General features: G+C 53.0%; 18 protein-coding genes and 1 other annotated feature. Of the genes, 14 read left to right on the top strand and 4 right to left on the bottom strand.

Going from position 1 to position 17,175, the window contains the following annotated elements:
- Window positions 1-726: 726 nt before the first annotated feature.
- The 4 genes from mltG to M3200_RS07630 are packed head-to-tail and all read left to right on the top strand — an operon-like array spanning window position 727 to window position 3,894.
- Complete coding sequence (gene mltG, locus M3200_RS07645; RefSeq protein WP_022382943.1) at window positions 727-1,833, top strand: endolytic transglycosylase MltG; 1,107 nt, start codon at window positions 727-729, stop codon at window positions 1,831-1,833.
- Window positions 1,817-2,425 (top strand): O-methyltransferase, encoded by a 609-nt coding sequence (locus M3200_RS07640; protein ID WP_022382942.1) that lies wholly within the window; start codon window positions 1,817-1,819, stop codon window positions 2,423-2,425. The genes mltG and M3200_RS07640 overlap by 17 nt, the downstream gene beginning before the upstream one ends.
- A gap of 3 nt (window positions 2,426-2,428) precedes the next feature.
- Window positions 2,429-3,655, top strand: coding sequence for a peptidase U32 family protein (locus tag M3200_RS07635; RefSeq protein WP_022382941.1), 1,227 nt, complete (start codon window positions 2,429-2,431; stop codon window positions 3,653-3,655).
- On the top strand, window positions 3,652-3,894 hold the full coding sequence (locus M3200_RS07630; protein ID WP_022382940.1) for a DUF4911 domain-containing protein: 243 nt from the start codon (window positions 3,652-3,654) through the stop codon (window positions 3,892-3,894). The genes M3200_RS07635 and M3200_RS07630 overlap by 4 nt, the downstream gene beginning before the upstream one ends.
- A gap of 547 nt (window positions 3,895-4,441) precedes the next feature.
- Here the strand turns inward: M3200_RS07630 and M3200_RS07625 are convergent.
- Entirely contained in the window at window positions 4,442-4,660 is a 219-nt protein-coding gene (locus tag M3200_RS07625; RefSeq protein WP_022382939.1) for a hypothetical protein, read from the bottom strand.
- A 117-nt stretch (window positions 4,661-4,777) separates the two neighbouring features.
- Here M3200_RS07625 and M3200_RS07620 point away from each other — a divergent pair, with 117 nt between their 5' ends.
- The 4 genes from M3200_RS07620 (at window position 4,778) to M3200_RS07605 (ending at window position 8,868) form a co-directional block, all read left to right on the top strand.
- Window positions 4,778-5,185, top strand: a complete 408-nt coding sequence (locus M3200_RS07620) for a pyridoxamine 5'-phosphate oxidase family protein (RefSeq protein WP_022382938.1) — start codon at window positions 4,778-4,780, stop codon at window positions 5,183-5,185.
- A 161-nt stretch (window positions 5,186-5,346) separates the two neighbouring features.
- Window positions 5,347-6,792 (top strand): nicotinate phosphoribosyltransferase, encoded by a 1,446-nt coding sequence (locus M3200_RS07615; protein ID WP_022382937.1) that lies wholly within the window; start codon window positions 5,347-5,349, stop codon window positions 6,790-6,792.
- 310 nt (window positions 6,793-7,102) lie between these two features.
- Window positions 7,103-8,026, top strand: coding sequence for a hypothetical protein (locus M3200_RS07610; protein WP_022382936.1), 924 nt, complete (start codon window positions 7,103-7,105; stop codon window positions 8,024-8,026).
- Window positions 8,023-8,868, top strand: a complete 846-nt coding sequence (locus M3200_RS07605; RefSeq protein ID WP_022382935.1) for a hypothetical protein — start codon at window positions 8,023-8,025, stop codon at window positions 8,866-8,868. Before M3200_RS07610 ends, M3200_RS07605 begins: the two co-directional genes overlap by 4 nt.
- 592 nt (window positions 8,869-9,460) lie before the next feature.
- Here the strand turns inward: M3200_RS07605 and pdxT are convergent.
- The 3 genes from pdxT to M3200_RS07590 form a co-directional block, all read right to left on the bottom strand.
- Window positions 9,461-10,042: a pyridoxal 5'-phosphate synthase glutaminase subunit PdxT gene (pdxT, locus tag M3200_RS07600; RefSeq protein WP_022382934.1), complete on the bottom strand. Its 582-nt coding sequence runs from the start codon at window positions 10,040-10,042 to the stop codon at window positions 9,461-9,463.
- A 9-nt stretch (window positions 10,043-10,051) separates the two neighbouring features.
- A complete protein-coding gene (gene pdxS, locus M3200_RS07595; protein ID WP_022382933.1) occupies window positions 10,052-10,927 on the bottom strand; it encodes a pyridoxal 5'-phosphate synthase lyase subunit PdxS in 876 nt (291 codons plus the stop codon).
- Between the two features lie 104 nt (window positions 10,928-11,031).
- Window positions 11,032-11,589: an ECF transporter S component gene (locus tag M3200_RS07590; protein ID WP_022382932.1), complete on the bottom strand. Its 558-nt coding sequence runs from the start codon at window positions 11,587-11,589 to the stop codon at window positions 11,032-11,034.
- A gap of 118 nt (window positions 11,590-11,707) precedes the next feature.
- Here M3200_RS07590 and pdxR point away from each other — a divergent pair, with 118 nt between their 5' ends.
- From pdxR to leuB, 6 genes are all read left to right on the top strand, one after another.
- Window positions 11,708-12,784 (top strand): MocR-like pyridoxine biosynthesis transcription factor PdxR, encoded by a 1,077-nt coding sequence (gene pdxR / locus M3200_RS07585; protein WP_022382931.1) that lies wholly within the window; start codon window positions 11,708-11,710, stop codon window positions 12,782-12,784.
- A 77-nt stretch (window positions 12,785-12,861) separates the two neighbouring features.
- Window positions 12,862-13,194, top strand: coding sequence for a 7(1) septoil knot domain-containing protein (locus tag M3200_RS07580; RefSeq protein WP_022382930.1), 333 nt, complete (start codon window positions 12,862-12,864; stop codon window positions 13,192-13,194).
- 103 nt (window positions 13,195-13,297) lie between these two features.
- Window positions 13,298-13,900: a hypothetical protein gene (locus tag M3200_RS07575; protein WP_022382929.1), complete on the top strand. Its 603-nt coding sequence runs from the start codon at window positions 13,298-13,300 to the stop codon at window positions 13,898-13,900.
- A 57-nt stretch (window positions 13,901-13,957) separates the two neighbouring features.
- Window positions 13,958-14,166: a binding site (T-box leader), on the top strand.
- Window positions 14,167-14,214: 48 nt separating this feature from the next.
- Window positions 14,215-15,474, top strand: a complete 1,260-nt coding sequence (gene leuC, locus M3200_RS07570; RefSeq protein WP_022382928.1) for a 3-isopropylmalate dehydratase large subunit — start codon at window positions 14,215-14,217, stop codon at window positions 15,472-15,474.
- Between the two features lies 1 nt (window position 15,475).
- Window positions 15,476-15,967, top strand: a complete 492-nt coding sequence (locus M3200_RS07565) for a 3-isopropylmalate dehydratase small subunit (RefSeq protein WP_022382927.1) — start codon at window positions 15,476-15,478, stop codon at window positions 15,965-15,967.
- Window positions 15,964-17,040: a 3-isopropylmalate dehydrogenase gene (leuB, locus tag M3200_RS07560; RefSeq protein ID WP_022382926.1), complete on the top strand. Its 1,077-nt coding sequence runs from the start codon at window positions 15,964-15,966 to the stop codon at window positions 17,038-17,040. Before M3200_RS07565 ends, leuB begins: the two co-directional genes overlap by 4 nt.
- Window positions 17,041-17,175: the final 135 nt, after the last annotated feature.

Here is a 17,175-nt window from a genome sequence, read left to right as displayed (position 1 = left end):
CCTATCTACTACACTTCTATTGTACTAGGTCCGGCCGGAGACCGGGGATGAGATGTAGTTCGTCAGCCGAAGGCTGGTTTTGTGGTTTTCAAGAGGTGCAGTTTATAAAAAGGCGAAGCATCTCTTGAGGTTTTCAGATAGAACCAATAAATACATTTGTTAGTATCCCCTGCCGGAATTTTCCAATAGAAAAAAGGACTGTGACGAAATGATTGCACATTAGGTCACAGCCCCTTTTCTCCATCAGACCAGCCGCAGGCCAAGAGGGGTCTAATTCCCCACTGGGAAATCCTGAAGTTAATCCTTTGGTTTTGGTGTCATGAAGGACCAGCCGCAGGCCACGAGGAGGCTAATTCCCCTCTGGGAAATCCTGAAACTAATCCTTCATGTAATCCTATTATATTTCAAAAAGGCTGAATATTAACCAGTATATATAATAGAATATATTAAAATACATATAAAGAAAACATGACACGCACGGCGGCGTAGTAATAAAAAGAAGGGAAATCCAGCGAGGGGAGAGCAGCGGATTTCCTTCTATTTTTCGCGATTCTTCCTGCTTTGCGCGGCAGGGAAATAGGCGGAAAACAGGGGCTTTGCGAAGGAAAACAGAGAATTTTCATTCATTCATTCATATGATATAATATAAGCGTCTCATTTTTGAATTTTACTTTCGGAGAGTCGGGGGATCTCGGCGGAAGTGAGTGTACTCTCTTGAGGTGCAATTTGGACGATAAAAAGACAAATTCCGGGGAGAACAAGCCGGAAGTAAAAGCTCCCGAGATTTCTTCACCGGAAAAGGGAAGTCCCGTTGACCGGATCAGGCATCTCACGCAGAAGCAGATGGCAGCACTTGGCTGCGGACTCTTCGCGCTCCTGATTCTCGCGGGCGGATTCTATTTCTATGCTGTCGACAGGCCTTCGCTTTCCGGCAAGGTCACTATCAGCGTACCAAAAGAAGCGACAGGGACATACATTGCGGACATGCTCGAAAAGAAGGGCGTCATCAAGAGCAGTGAAATGTTCCGCTTCTACATGCGCATTCTCGGCGACGGAACGAAGCTTCAGAGCGGCGTCTACTCGATGCATCAGGGCCTCTCCATCCGTGAGGCTGCCCAGGAACTCAAGAGCGGCAAGGCAGATACCGTGACCGTCACGATTCCGGAAGGCAGCACCGTCCGTCAGATGGGCGAGATCTTTGCCAAGTCTGGAATCGCCGGCACTCCGGATTTTGTGAAGGAAGCATCGACCTACGGACCGCTTCCGTACATGTACGGCCCGGTCGCCGCGCCCGTCAAAGGCGAAGGTTTCCTTTTCGCGGATACATACAGCTTCCCGCTAGACTATACCGCGCGCCAGATCTGTGACGTCATGTACAAGAGAACCAACGAAATGCTGACGCCGGAAATCCGCAGGGAAGCCGAAGCGAAGCACATGACGCTCCATGACCTCATCACCATCGCATCCATGGTCGAACGCGAGGCGAAGTTCAAGGAAGACCAGGTGCCGATCGCATCCGTCATCCTGAAACGTCTGGAAGTCGGCATGCCGCTCCAGATCGACGCGACCGTCCAGTACGCCCTTGGTGCGCAGAAAGAAGAACTCACCGTCGCCGATACGAAGATCGACTCCCCATACAATACCTACATCCATCCGGGCCTGCCGCCCGGACCGATCGGAAGCCCGGGCATGGAAGCCATCCGTGCCGTACTGAAAGCCCAGCCGGGCGAGTACCTGTACTACGTCGCCAAAGAAGACGGACACCATGTCTTCACTAAGACATACGACGAGCACCGGGCAGAAACGGAGACCATCTATGGATCAAGCTCCTGATACCGCCTCCATCAAAAAGAAACTGGAAACTATCGCTGAAAGAGACAATGTGCCCATCATACGCGCTGCGGAAAGAGACCTCCTTCTTGAGGCCGCAGAGCCCGTTATGCCCGGGCGCATCCTGGAAATAGGGACAGCGATCGGATACTCCGCGCTCCTTTTGGCAGAGCGATTTCCTTCGTCCGAAATCGACACCATCGAAGTCGATCCCGAAAGACATGAAATTGCCGTTTCCGCCATGAAAGAAGCAGGCATGGAAGACCGCGTCCACTGCCACCTGGGCGATGCTGCGGACATCCTGAAAACATTATCCGGCACTTACGATTTCCTCTACCTCGACGGCCCCAAAGGCCAGTACCTGAGGGAACTTATGGAAATCGAGCCGAAACTTTCCCCGCGCGCCGTGATCTGCGCCGACAACGTCCTCTTCCGGGGACTCGTCAGAAGCAGCGAGCCCGTAGCGCACCGCTACCGGACACTCGTCATGCGCCTCCGGGAATACATTTCCTATGTAGAGGAAAAATACAATACAGTCATTTATGAAGAGGGAGACGGCCTGGCCGTTTCCTCACCGAAAGATATAAAGAGGTAAACGATGAAAAAAATGGAACTTCTCGCACCGGCGGGAACAATGGAAAAAATGAAAATGGCCCTTCTTTACGGAGCCGATGCCGTCTATCTGGCGGGCAAAGTATTCGGACTGCGCGCGTACGGCGGCAACTTCTCCCCTGAAGAAATGAAAGAAGCCGTCGAATACGCACGCTCCATGGGACGCAAAGTCTACGTCACCGTGAACATCATCCCGAGAAACGAAGACTTCGTCGGCCTTGACAGCTACCTGAAGTACCTGGAGGAAATCCACGTAGACGCAGCCCTCATCTCCGACCTCGGCGTATTCCAGCTCTGCCGCGAAGTCGCACCGAACCTGCCCATCCACGTTTCCACACAGGCAAGTTCTGCCAACTGGCGCACCGTCAAAGCATGGAAAGACATGGGCGCATCCCGCGTCGTCCTTGCCCGCGAAGTATCCCTTAAGGAAATGGCAGAAATCCGCCGCCGCGTCGACATCGAACTCGAAGTCTTCGGCCACGGCGCCCTCTGCATCTCCTGGTCCGGCCGCTGTCTCCTCTCCAACTTCTTCACCAACGGACGCCGCCAGTCCAACAAAGGCGAATGCATCCAGGCATGCCGCTTCAAATACAGCGTCGTCGAAGAATCCAGACCAGGACAATACTGGCCCGTCGAAGAAGACGAACACGGCACCTACGTATTCAACAGCAAAGACCTCTGCATGGTCGATAACATCAAAGACCTCATCGAAGGCGGCGCCTCCTCCCTTAAAATCGAAGGCCGCATGAAATCCGTCTACTACGTAGCAGCCGTCGTAGCCGCTTACAGAAAAGCCATCGACGCATACTACGAAGAACGCGAAAACTACAAAGTACGCCCCGAATGGAGAGAAGAACTCGAAAAAGTCTCCCACCGCCCGTACACCACAGCCTTCGCATTCCAGAACCCGGACAAGACCGCCCAGGAATACGACCACTCCCAGCCCGAACAGCCCTATGACTTCGTAGGACTCATCCTCGAAACAAAAGAAGAAGGAAAAACCTTCAAAGTACAGCAGAGAAACCACTTCAAAGTCGGCGAAGTCCTCGAATACCTCACACCGAAAGGCGACGTAGGCCAGATGACCGTAGGATCCCTCGTCAATAGCGAAGGCGAAACCGTAGACAAAGCCCCGCATCCGCTCGAAGAACTCACCCTGACGACAGATGCCCCGCTCCTGCCATACACCATCCTCAGGAGGCGCGCAAAATGAAAGACCTTGAAGACACAGCCGTCTACATAGAAATAGACCCAAGCGACGTCAACTACATCAACCGCATCATAGAAGGCTACGAGTACCTCGGCATCCTCACCACATTGGATCCAAAAAGAGCCACCTGCCGCATCAACTCCACAGCCGACACCAGAGACATGGTCATAGACATCCTGACCCACCTAGATGCCAAAGTCACCATCCTCCCAGACAGACAAAGCGCACTGCCAAAAGAATAAAAAAGATAGCAAAAATGCCAGATTCCCCAAACGGAACCTGGCTTTTCGAATGGAGAGGGGGGAGAAGCGTCAAAGTGCCAAGGTGCGCCTTAAAATCTAAAGGCTCTTATATAGAAACCGTACAACCGAGACGGAGCGCGAACTAAAACACCACACAACCAGACTAACGTCTGTACGAAATGCAACTCATCCGCCCGACATAAGAGTTTAAGGTCGGGCACCTTCTCTTCCAGAGCAAGGTCAAGTGCGAAACCACACAACCTCGCTTTGCTCGTGAAACCTTTTTATAAAAACCAATGAATACTGCACCCCTTTCCCGGCAACAGCTGAAAGCCGGTACTCCTTCCCCGCTGGGGCAGGTCAAAACCTTCCGAATCGACGTGAACGGATATTATTAACTGCGATGTACTGAGTCCTGATTTTCAGGGCCGTAGGCCGGTCTTAACCTTGCTCCGGGAGGAGAAGGTGGCGGCGAAGCCGACGGATGAGTTGAATTTCATCGAGCGCAGCCAGGTTTTGAGGTCTTCCTCAAGGCGTTAGCCTTGGTTTAAGGGTGTTTGAGCTCGCCCCGTAGGGGGAGCTGGCGCGCATGCGCCTGAGGAGGTTCATTTCCCAGCCTGTAAGGCGGCAGTATGGTTTTATCAAGCATTTCTGTTTTTCCCTTGTTGTATGTTTTTCCCCCATCTTTACAGTTTTCCCATCCCCCTCCCCACATCCTCTTACCATTCCTCAAAATGTTTTCAATAACCCCAATCTGCTCCGCCATACAGACAATTTCCATGAAAGGGAGTACAATATAACCAGAACAAATCGAAATAAGGTCCGCGGATAGAGGCTGCGGACAGAAAAGCGGATGCTTATCCGCGAAATGGGGGAATGAAATATGGAAAACAGCGCAAAAGTACGCGAATACCTGCGTGAATGCGGCGTTTTTTACATCGCCACGGAAGACGCACGGCAGCCGCGCGTGCGCCCCTTGAATGGCATTTACCTTTACGAAGGAAAACTCTGCATCTTCACACCGAAGGATTCACCATTGTACAAACGGCTGAAAGCCGATCCGCAGATGGAAATCTGTGCGACGCATCCGGACAAATCCTGGATTTCCGTCATCGGAAGGCTCAATGAAGACCAACGCGAGTGCGTGCATGAAGCCGTCGTGAAATCGTATCGTGACAGTATACAGGACCCCGAAGCGCTCCTGCAGTGCCAGATGACCGTGTTCCGCCTCGACAGCGCCCGCGTGAAAGTGACATCCGTCGACGGGAACGTCAAAGAATGCGTATTATAAGTAAACAATAAAAGTATTGCCTAAATGAAAAGAAGAAGGAGAAAAGTTTGCAATTTATGCACTTTCTCCTTTTTTGTATACGATTCATGATGAAAGTGGTATAATCTTCAACTAAAGATACAATCATTATTTACCTGTAATTAATTTCGGAGGAGGATAAAATGGCTTCAAACGGGCTTATTACGGACCTTTATCAGTTGACAATGGCAAATGCGCTTTTCAAGAAAGGCATGCACGAAAGAAAAGTCGTCTTTGACCGCTTTTACAGAAAGAACCCATTCGACGGCGGATACACCGTCGTGGCCGGCATTCAGCACCTTGTCGACTTCGTGAAGAACTTCCGTTACGATGCAGAAGACATCGAGTACTTGAGAAGCCTTGGCATCTTCTATCCGGAATTCCTCGACTACCTGAAAGACTTCCGCTTCCATGGCGACATCTATGCCATGCCGGAAGGCACCGTCGCATTTCCGGGAGAAATCCTTCTCCGCTTCCACGGCACGACCACCGAAGCCATGCTGATCGAAACAGGACTTTCCATGATCATGAACCATGAAAGCCTCATTGCTACCAAAGCACGCCGCGTCCGCACCGTCGCACCGAAAGACGCACTCATGGAATTCGGCCTTCGCCGTGCGCAGGGCCACTCCGCAGGACTCTGGGGCGCACGCGCTGCCATGATCGGCGGCTTCAACGGCACATCCAACGTAGAAGCCGGCTGCCTCTTTGGTATCCCCGTCCTCGGCACTATGGCACACAGCTGGATCATGAGCTTCGACACCGAACTCGAAGCCTTCGAAGAATACGTCCGTCAGTACCATGACAACCTCATTCTTCTCGCCGACACCTACAACGTTCTTGAAATGGGCGTACCGCATGCCATCCAAGTCTTCAAAGAACTCAAAGCCAAAGGCCAGCTCCCGAAGAAATACGGCATCCGAATCGACAGCGGTGACCTTGGCTATCTATCCCGCGAAGCTACCCGCATGTTCACAGAAGCAGGCTTCCCCGACGCCATCATCTCCGGCTCCAACGACCTTGACGAATACCTCATCCAGTCCCTCAAAGAACAGGGCTGCACCGTCACCAGCTGGGGCGTAGGCACCAAGATCATCACAGCCGACGGCACATCCGCCCTAGGCGGCGTCTTCAAAATGAGCGCCAGAGAACAGGGTGACGGCTTCGAACCCGTCATGAAAATCTCCAACGACGTATCCAAGATGACCAACCCGGGCATCAAGACCGTCCGCCGCTTCTACAGAAAAGACAACGGCAAAATGATCACCGACCTCATCTGCCTCGAAAACGAAGCAAAACCGGACGGCGGAGACTTCACCCTCGTCACCGAATCCGCTAAATGGAGAAAGAAATACCTCAAAGCAGGCAAGTACACCTGCGAAGAAATGCTCAAGCCTGTCATGAGAAACGGAGAAGCAGAACCACTCCCGACCCTCAAAGAAACCATCGCCTATGCCAACGAACAGATGGAAACCCTCTGGCCGGAATACAAACGCCTCATGAACCCGAACATCATGGAAGTCAACCTCTCCGACAAACTCCAGGCCCTAAAGACCCAGATCATCGAAGACGACCTCAAGAACAGATAAAAAAGGGCAGAGGAAATGACAAAACCCGCAGCGCCGCTAATACTTGCCTTCCCAGACGGGGAAGGGGGACCGCTTTGCGGTGGATAGGGTTGATTACCACGAGCGCAGCTCGGTTGTATGGTTTTCATCTTCACTACAATTGCTCGTAAGATTTTCATCGCTAATACTCCCACCTCCAAAGAGGCATCAGCAAAATGATCACACATTTTGCTGATGCCTCTCTTTTTTTGCACCTGCTTTAGAAAATGATATAATAAACTATATACCTCGAAATTCGAAGAAACTCATTTATCTATAAAAAGGTGATCACATGAAATTGAAAAAATGGCTCGCCGCTTCCGCTGCGGCAATGATTCTCGTATCCGGCGCATCCGCAGTTTCTGCTGCTTCCATCACAACAGCAGGAGACCAGAAACTCGACCTTGGAAGCTCCATTAGCGTCCTTCCCGGAGAAAGAACCTTCTTCGGCGGACAGTTCCATGACTGGCTTCTGACCGGCAACGTCGAAGGCACCATCCAGGAAATCCTCGCTCAGGGCAATGTATTTCCTGAAAACTCCGTCAACAATAAACAATTTGCCTCCGTTGCGGCCAGCATCCTGAAATCTGCCAAAGTCTACCAGGTCTGCGCCTCTGCCAATGACACTTACTACCAGGGAATGGTCCTTTCCATCGCCGTTTCCGATAACGACATGACCAAACTTCTCCTCGCACTGAACGCTGCCCAGGCAGAAGCATCCCCGGTCATTGAACCGGAAACCGCAGCAGCCGCTTCCGCTGACAATAAAGTCACCGAGGGCAAAGCCGCTCCTGCTGCCGAAGAAACAGCTGCTGAAGGCGAAACCGTCAAGGCAGCAGCCACCAAAGCAGCAACAGAAAAAACTGTAAAGGCAGAAGCAAAGAAAGAAACGAAGAAAGAAGCCAAAGAAGAAAAGAGCGAAATCAAAAACAGCGGCGATGTCCTGGATGGCATGCAGACCGCATGGGGCAAGAAAGTAGAAATTACTGAAAACTCCCACTGGGAAGACAAAGTTTCCAAGAACGGGCTTTCCTACCGCACCGGCTCCGTCAAAGCCCTTGTCCATAAAGATGGATTCGTCATCCCCGTATTCGCAAAGGGCATCATCACAAGAAGCGGCACAAGCACCATTTACACAGTCTTCGTAGCCGACCAGGCATCCGGAAAATACCTCGACACCTTCTTCGACAAAGCCCTTGAGGAAGCAGGCAAATGAAAAAGCTTTTAACAGCCATCGTCTTTAGCGCCATGACACTGACCGGCATGGGAGGAGGCGCCGCAGAAGCAGCACCAGCCCCGGCTGCGAAACCTGTCGTTACTATCAAAGCAAAGACAGATACCAGCGCCGTCAAACCCAAGGACGATAACACAGTCATCGAAGCCAAGAAAGCCGCCGAAGCCAGCCTTGCCGCAAAACAGGTACAGCCGCAGGTTGCCCTTCCCGACACACTCTACCCGAGAACCAAAGGCGACGATTACTTCAAAGACGCAAAACTCAAAAACAACATCACCTACGCGCCGCTCTCGAACCTTACCAAAGAAGACATCTTCTACAGCGGCGTCGTCAACGTCAAAAAGAAAGACATCACAGCAGCCGCATTCGTCACCGGCGCCCAGTACGAAGGAGACCTTGCCGACGAACAATACAGCAAATTCTTCGTCAAAGGAAACCTCTCCCAGGACGCCATCCGCCAGCTCTACACCTACAACGTAGCCCTCCTGCGCCTCGAATACGGCTTGAACGACGTCTTCCTCAAGACAGCATCTGCTGTCAAACTGGAAGGAGAAGAAATCCCCTACGGCATCCTCTCCGTCCGCATCCCGAAAGTAGAACAGATCCACAAACTCAAGGGATACGAAAACATCTACACCGCATCCATCAACCCCGTCTTCGTAGCAGACAACTACCTCATCCCGCTCCACATCAGAGCCTTTGCTGCTCACGTAGACGGCAAATACAGAAACCTCCTCATCATAGGCCCCGCCAGCGAAACCGACATCTTCGACCAGGCCGGCCTAGATATCATCCTGTCCAAACCAAAAGACGAAAAGAAATAAAGATTGCAATCAAAAAAGCAGCCCGAAAAGGACTGCTTTTTTATTGGGGAAAGGATGCTGATGCTGCTCACGCAGCGCCGCTAAAAGGCCAAGGTACGCCTTTAACCTTGCTCCGGGAGGAGAAGGTGGCGGCGGAGCCGACGGATAAGATGTAGTTCCTCAGTCGAAGACTGGTTTAAGGCTCTTATATAGAAACCGTACAACCGCCAAGTATGGCGAATGGGAAAACATGCCAACCTCGCTTTGCTCGTTGGAACTTTTTATAAAAACCGATGAATACTGCACCCCTTTCCCGGCAACAGTTAAATGATAAGCCGGTACTCCTTCCCCGCTGGGGCAGGTCAAAACCTTCCGCATCGTCGTGAACGGTTATTATCAACTGCGATGTACAGAGTTCTGATTTTCAGGGCCGTAGGCCGGTCTTGACCTTGCCCTGGAAGGGAAGGTGGCGGCGGAGCCGACGGATGAGTTGCATTTCCTCGAGCGCAGCGAGGTTTTATGGTTTTTCTCAAGGCGTCAGCCTTGGTTGTCCGGTTTTCCTTTGCTTTCTAAGGTTTTAATCTTTTTCCCTTGCTTTTGAGGTTTTAATCCCTCACCACTCCCCACCCTCCAACACTTCTTCATAGAACATCTCATGGATCCTTTCATCCGTTCCTACTTCCGGATGGAAGGCGAGGGCGGTTTGGTGTTTGTAGCGGACGGCTACGATATTCCCATCAGCCCTTGCTAGGATCTCTGTTTCCGGAGAGGCGGAGACGACGTAGGGGGCGCGGATGAAGTTCATCTTGATCTTTCCAAGTCCCTTGAACTCTTCCTCCGTAATGAAACTTCCGAGCTGCCTGCCGTAGGCGTTTCTTCTCACCGTGACGGGAAGGGTGCCGAAGCAGACCGGGTCTCCTCCTTCGATTTCCTTGGCGAGGAGGATGAGGCCGGCGCAGGTGGCGAGGACCGGCATTCCCCTTTGGATTTTTTCCTTCAGCGGCTGAAGAAGTCCTTCTTCGATGAGGAGTTTTCTCTGGACGGTGCTTTCTCCGCCGGGGAGGACGAGCCCGGAGATAGGCTCTGCGAGCTGTTTCTTATTTCTGATCTCGATGCATTCGGCGCCCATTTCGCGCAGCATTCTTTCATGCTCGATGAAGGCGCCCTGCAGAGCGAGGATTCCTATTCTTGCCATATCTCCTCCTTACTGGCCGCGTTCAGCCATGATGAGTTTGATTTCATTTTCATTGATGCCGACCATGGCTTCTCCCAGGTCTTCGGAGAGTTTCGCAAGGATTTCAGGATCGTTGTAATTCGTGACAGCCTTGACGATGGCAGCGGCTCTCTTGGCAGGATTGCCGGATTTGAAAATGCCGGATCCTACGAAGACGCCTTCTGCGCCGAGCTGCATCATGAGAGCCGCATCGGCCGGAGTGGCCACGCCGCCGGCAGCAAAGTTGACGACGGGGAGTTTCTTATGGTCATGGACGTAGAGGACAAGATCATAGGGGACCTGGAGTTCCTTGGCCGTTTCATACAGCTCATCCGGACGTCTGGCTGCCGTGTCAGCGATCTGCTTCTGAATTTTTCTCATGTGGCGGACAGCCTGGATGATGTCGCCCGTGCCCGGTTCGCCCTTGGTGCGGATCATGGAAGCGCCTTCGCTGATTCTCCGGAGCGCTTCGCCCAGGTCCTTGGCGCCGCAGACGAAGGGCACCTTGAACTTCGTCTTGTCGATATGGTACACATCGTCTGCCGGGGAGAGGACTTCGCTTTCGTCGATGTAGTCGATTTCAATCGCTTCCAGAATCTGCGCCTCGACGAAGTGTCCGATACGGCACTTGGCCATGACAGGGATGGAGACGGCCTCCTGGATGCCGCGAATCATCTTCGGATCGCTCATGCGCGAGACCCCGCCGGCCGCACGGATATCTGCCGGGATGCGTTCGAGCGCCATGACGGCAGCCGCGCCAGCGTCCTCTGCAATCTTTGCCTGCTCCGGGGTTGTGACGTCCATGATGACGCCGCCCTTCAGCATCTGCGCGAGTTCCTTGTTCAGTTCATATCTTTCGTTTGCCATGAGAATGCTCCTTTCAAAATAGGAAATGGTACAGGAAATGGGAAATTTCCTGAAAAAAGGGTAATTTAAAAGAAGGCAAGAAAAGTGATGCCTTCTTTGTGAACTTAATAATCTCCGTCGATCATACGGCGGGCGAGGTCGTCCAGTTTCCATTTCCAGACGAGGAAGGGACCGCAGATGACGCCGAAGAGAGCCTGCAGGATTTCATAAGGAAGCTTGATCCATGCATAGGCAGGCGTGCTGTAGACATACGCGCGGCCAAGCGAGTAGCCCACGACCATGATGACGGCGCCGACAAGGACCGCGAAGATCACCCGGCGCATTTTGTGCTCGCCTTGGTAATTGTGGACGAGGTGGGAAATCGCCATGGCCTGGATGCCGTGCGTCGCAAGCGATACGAACATCGGGAGAGGGTAGAAGAAGAAATCTCCCAGAAACGCGCCGACGCCTCCGACGAGGAAAGCACCGAGGGGATCGAGGATCAATGCCGCTGCCACGATGACGATATCATTCAGATAGAGATGACCGCCCGGTACGGGAAGTCCGAACGAGGACAGTCCTATGTTTATAGCCATGAATAAGCCGCAGAGGGTGAGCCAGCGCGTATTGTGCTTCGTCTCAATGCGCGGCGCCCTTCTTGCTGCTGTCAGTCCGTTATTCATGAGAATCACTCCTTTTTGCACTTCTTTATGCTTTGGATTATAATAAAAATCTGAGTATATGAAAATCACCAGAAATGATTTTAAAAATAAGACCAGATAGAGGATAAAAAGAAGGAAAATGAACGCTTACATGAAGCTGTATGTGAACCTGCGCGATGCGATCACAAGGGGTGTCTATGACTACGGGACGAAGATACCCTCCAAGAGGCGCATTGCAGACCAGAAAGGGACGAGCATCATCACCGTCGAGCATGCGCTCTCGCTCCTGACCGAGGAAGGCTACATCGAGCCGAGGGAAAGAAGCGGATGCTACGTGACGTACCGCGAGGACTCTTCCTATGCCGCGCCCCGTCCGCATGAAAGGAAAGCGGCGCCGCCCGTCAAGGCAGAGCTCCGGGACGAAGGGGAACGGGATCTCTTTCCCTTCTCCGCCTTTGCCAGGACGATGCGCTCCGTCCTTTCCAACTACGGCCGAAAAATCCTCAACCCGTCGCCGAGCCGCGGCTGCGAAGAACTGAGGGGCGCGCTTTCCAGATACCTGGCGAGGAGCCGCGGGATGGACGTCTCCCCTGAGCAGATCCTGATTGGTTCCGGCGCCGAATACATTTACGGCCTCAACGTGCAGGTCCTTGGAAGAGACCGCCTCTACGCCCTGGAGAATCCATCCTACGATAAGATCCGCAAAGTCTACGAAGCGAATGGCGCAAGGACGGACCTCCTCACCATGGGAGAGGACGGCATCGAATCCGGAGAGCTCTCCCGCACGAAAGCCTCCGTCCTTCACGTGACGCCCTTCAATTCCTTTCCATCCGGCATCACCGCCTCTGCCTCCAAGCGCGCCAAGTACATCCGCTGGGCCAAGGCGAGGGGAGGATACATCATCGAAGACGACTTCGACTCCGAATTCACGCTCCTCTCCAAGCCGGAAGACACGCTCTTTTCACTCGCGCCCGACGGCCTTGTCATTTACATGAACACATTCTCCAAGACGATCGCGCCGTCCATCCGCGCCGGCTACCTCGTCCTTCCCAGGTCCTGCATGGCCCTTTACGAAAAGAAGGCAGGCTTCTACTCCTGCACCGTCCCCGTCTATGACCAGCTCGTTCTGGCGGAATTCATCGACAATGGCGACTTCGAGCGCCATATCAACCGCGTCAGGAGAAGAAGAAGAAAGAAATCTGGAAATTATTTCTAAGGCTCTTGAAACATGACGGATTCTGTCCTGTCTAAGAGTATAATAAAGAAAAGGGACATTCCCGGAAGGAGGACATCATGAAAAAAATCTTAGCCATCATCGCCGCGCTTTTCCTGATCCTTGCCGCATTTCCGATGGCCGCATCCGCCTCGAACCCCGTCAGCCGGGACGGGTACTACAAGGGCATCAAGCTGGCCGGCAAAGTGAAAATCGTCAGGAACTTCGGAGACATCAAGATCAAGGTCGTCAATTCATTCCCCGACATCCGCGTCAAGCTCGTCGATGCCTTCCCGCGCGACATAGGCGAGTGGGAGATCGTCGACTATGGCGAAGATTTCACCGTCGAGATTGTCAATTCCTTCCCGGATGTCAGAGTCGAATTCGTCGACAGCTTCCCCGGCGTCGAATAAGCTCGCACGATTAATGCGAATCTTTGTCATCGAAAAAATTCGTAGTTAGTGGTATGATAGGGGCAAAGAAATCCATCCGGAATTGAAAGACTGTGGAGGAAATGTGGACAATCAGAAAATACTCTATGTGGTAACAGCCGGGACGGACTCTTCCTTTTCCAACCGCATGCTGCGGATGATTCGAAATGAAGAGGAGGAGCACCCGGAAGAAACGCTGCCCGGCGGCATCCGCCTCATCATATTGAGCGAAGACCAGTGGATCATACAGAACTGGCTCTTCCCGAAGGACGCCCATTTCCTTTTCGTGGGAAATGTAGCCTTGATGCGCGCCCTTCCGGGGAAGATAGAAACAAAATTCGAGAAATACGGCATCCGCTACGGCTGGTGCGGTCATAATGCCTGCCTTGTCGCAAACGAAAAGGCACTCTCCGAGCGTGAGAACTACGAGAAATTCCTGGAAGATCTCCGGCATGAATGCCGTCTGGCGGAAATCGTCAAAAGCCCGAAGCGCATGGACATCCTCCAGTTCATCATCATGCTCTGCGTCGCCCTGATCGTTCCCTTCGGAAGCGTCCTCGTCGGAGGAAAGCTCGTGAAGGACTGGTTCGAAAACACAGGCTACGTCAAAAAGCAGCAGTACTTCTATGGCATCCTGCATCTCTACAAGCACAACCTGAAAGATTTCATGGAAACCAGGGAAGAATAAATTCTGAAAATAATATTTGCAACGCTCCTCATCTTGTGCTAAAGTACAAGGCATAAGATAAAGACATTGACGGGAAATAGTAAACATCCCCGCCGCTCACAGGGAGCCGTTGTATAGTGGAAAACGGCAGCGGCCGATCGTTGAACTCGTCCCCGAGTCGCAGGCTGAAAATAGTAGGCCGTGCCGGTCATCCGCCGTTACAGGTTTTGAGTGCATGACCCTTGGGTCATGAATGAGAGTGGTACCGCGAATCCTTCGTCTCTTTGGAGATGGAGGATTTTTTTATTGGGAAAAGAATTGCAGGAGGTAAGCTTATGGGAATGACAATGACACAAAAAATTCTGGCGGCGCACGCCGGCGTGGATTCCGTGAAAGCAGGAGATCTGATCACCTGCTCGCTCGACCTCGTCATGGCGAATGACATCACCGCTCCGCCATCGATCGCTGAATTCAAGCGCATCGGACGCCCCGTTTTTGATAAGGACAAGATCGTCCTTGTTCCCGACCATTTCCAGCCGGCCAAAGACATCAAGTCAGCAGGCCTGGCCAAGATCGTCAGAGACTTCGCCCGCGAGCACCACATCACGCACTACTTCGAACAGGGCCGGGTCGGCATCGAGCATGCCCTCCTTCCTGAAAAAGGCCTCGTAGGCCCGGGCATGGTCACCATCGGTGCGGACTCCCACACCTGCACCTACGGCGCCCTCGGCGGATTCTCTACCGGCGTCGGCTCCACCGACCTTGGCGTCGCTATGGCGATAGGACGCGCATGGTTCAAAGTCCCCGATGGTATCAAAGTGACACTGACTGGCGCCAAGCCCTCCGACATCACAGGCAAGGACGTCATCCTGAAACTCATCGGCATGATCGGCGTCGATGGTGCCCTCTACCAGTCCCTTGAATTCGAAGGCCCGGGCGTGAAGACACTCTCCATGACCGACCGCTTCACCATTGCGAACATGGCCATCGAAGCCGGCGCAAAAAACGGCATTTTCCCCGTCGACGAAAGAACAGAAGCCTACATCGAAAGCAGATACCACGGTCCAAAAGTCGTCGTCACTCCGGATCCCGATGCCCGCTATGCAAGAGAAGTCACCATCGACCTCTCCTCCATGAAACCCGTCGTTTCCTTCCCGCATCTCCCTGAGAATGCGAAAGAAGTAGGGACATTCGGAGAAATCAAGATCGACCAGGTCGTCATCGGCTCCTGCACGAACGGCCGCCTTGAAGACCTCGCCATCGCCGCATCCATCATCAAAGGACACAAGATCCATCCCGACGTCCGCTGCATCGTCATCCCGGCCACCCCGCAGATTTACAAAGACGCCATGCATGCAGGATACATCGATACATTCATCGATGCAGGCTGCGCCGTATCCACACCGACCTGCGGGCCGTGCCTTGGCGGATACATGGGCATCCTCGCATCCGGAGAAAAATGCGTCTCCACAACGAACAGAAACTTCATCGGACGCATGGGTCCGACCGATTCCGAAATTTACCTGGCAGGACCGCAGACAGCGGCAGCCAGCGCAGTACTGGGCCGCATCGCGGCGCCGAAGGAGGTCAAGTAATATGGCAGTCTTAGAAGGAAAAATCTGGCGCTACGGCGACAACATCGATACCGATGTCATCATCCCCGCAAGATACCTGAACACATTCGATCCAAAAGAACTCGCATCCCACTGCATGGTCGACATCGACCCTACATTTGCCAAAGAAGTCAAAGCAGGCGACATCATGGTCGGCGGAAGAAACTTCGGCTGCGGCTCCTCCAGAGAACACGCACCCATCGCTATCAAAGCATCCGGCATACCCGTCATCATCGCAGAATCCTTTGCCCGCATCTTCTACAGAAACGGCATCAACGTAGGCCTCCCGCTCCTTGAAATCGGGAAAGACGTCGAAAAGATCCACGCCGGCGACATCCTCAAAGTCGACCTCTCCAAAGGCACCATCGAAGACGTCACCACCGGCGATACCTTCCAGGCCCCGCCGCTTCCCGGATTCATTGAAGAAATCGCCAAAGCAGGCGGACTCATCAATTACGTAAAGGAGAAAAAATGATGGCAAAGAAAATCACAGTCATCCCGGGCGACGGGATAGGGCAGGAAATCACGGAAGAAACCGTCCGCGTCCTCGAGAAAATCGATGAAATCTATAAAATCGGCTTCCAGTTCGAATGGAAAGAAGCAGGTGGCACCGCCTACGACCACACAGGATCCCCGCTTCCCGAAGAAACCATCGAATCCTGCCGCAAAGCCGACGCCGTCCTCTTCGGCGCCGTAGGAGGAGACCAGTGGGACCACCTCACACCCGACCTCCGTCCCGAAAAAGCCATCCTGGGCCTTCGGAAACAACTCGGACTCTACGTCAACCTCCGTCCCGTCCGCATCTCCGACTCCATGATCGACTACTCTCCGCTGAAACCCGAAATCGCCAAAGGCACCGACATCATGATCGTCAGAGAACTCGTCGGCGGCATCTACTTCGGCGACCGCTGCGAATCCGAAATCCATAACGGCGCCGAAAGAGCATGGGACCTCGAAAACTACTCCGTCCCCGAAGTCGAACGCATCGCAAGATTTGCCTTCGAAGCAGCCAGAAAAAGAAAGAACCACGTCACCAGCGTAGACAAATCCAACGTCCTCGCCACATCCCGCCTCTGGCGCCGAACCGTCATCCGCGTCCATGACGAAGAATACCCCGACGTCAAACTCGACCACATGTACGTAGACAACTGCGCCCAGCAATTCGCCATCCACCCGTCCTTCTTCGACGTAGTAGTCACAGGCAACATGTTCGGTGACATCCTCTCCGACGAAGCCGCCGTACTCTCCGGATCCGTAGGTATGCTCCCCTCTGCCAGCATAGGCCAGGAAACCAGCCTCTACGAACCCATCCACGGCTCCGCCCCGGACATCGCAGGAAAAGGCATAGCCAACCCGATAGCCGCCATCCTCTCCGCCGCCATGCTCCTCCGCTACTCCCTGAACGAAGACAAAGCCGCCGACGCCATAGAAAAAGCTGTCTCCGACACCCTGGACGAAGGCTACAGAACCGGCGACATCTACAAAGAAGGCATGAAAAAAGTAAACGGCATAGAAATGACCGAAGCCATCCTCGCACACATTAAATAAGGGAATATTATATAAAGTATATATAGTAGAAAAGAAAAAGCCCGGGATCCTGAAAAATCCCGGGCTTTTGAGTGGGGAGGAGGAGAGCGGTAGAGGAGGCGGAGGGGGTGCGGATATTTTTTTGGACCATTCTGG

Source organism: Dialister sp. CAG:357 (assembly GCF_000435155.1).
Taxonomy (GTDB): Bacteria; Bacillota; Negativicutes; order Veillonellales; family Dialisteraceae; genus Dialister; species Dialister hominis.
This window is presented reverse-complemented; position numbering and strand designations above follow the sequence as displayed.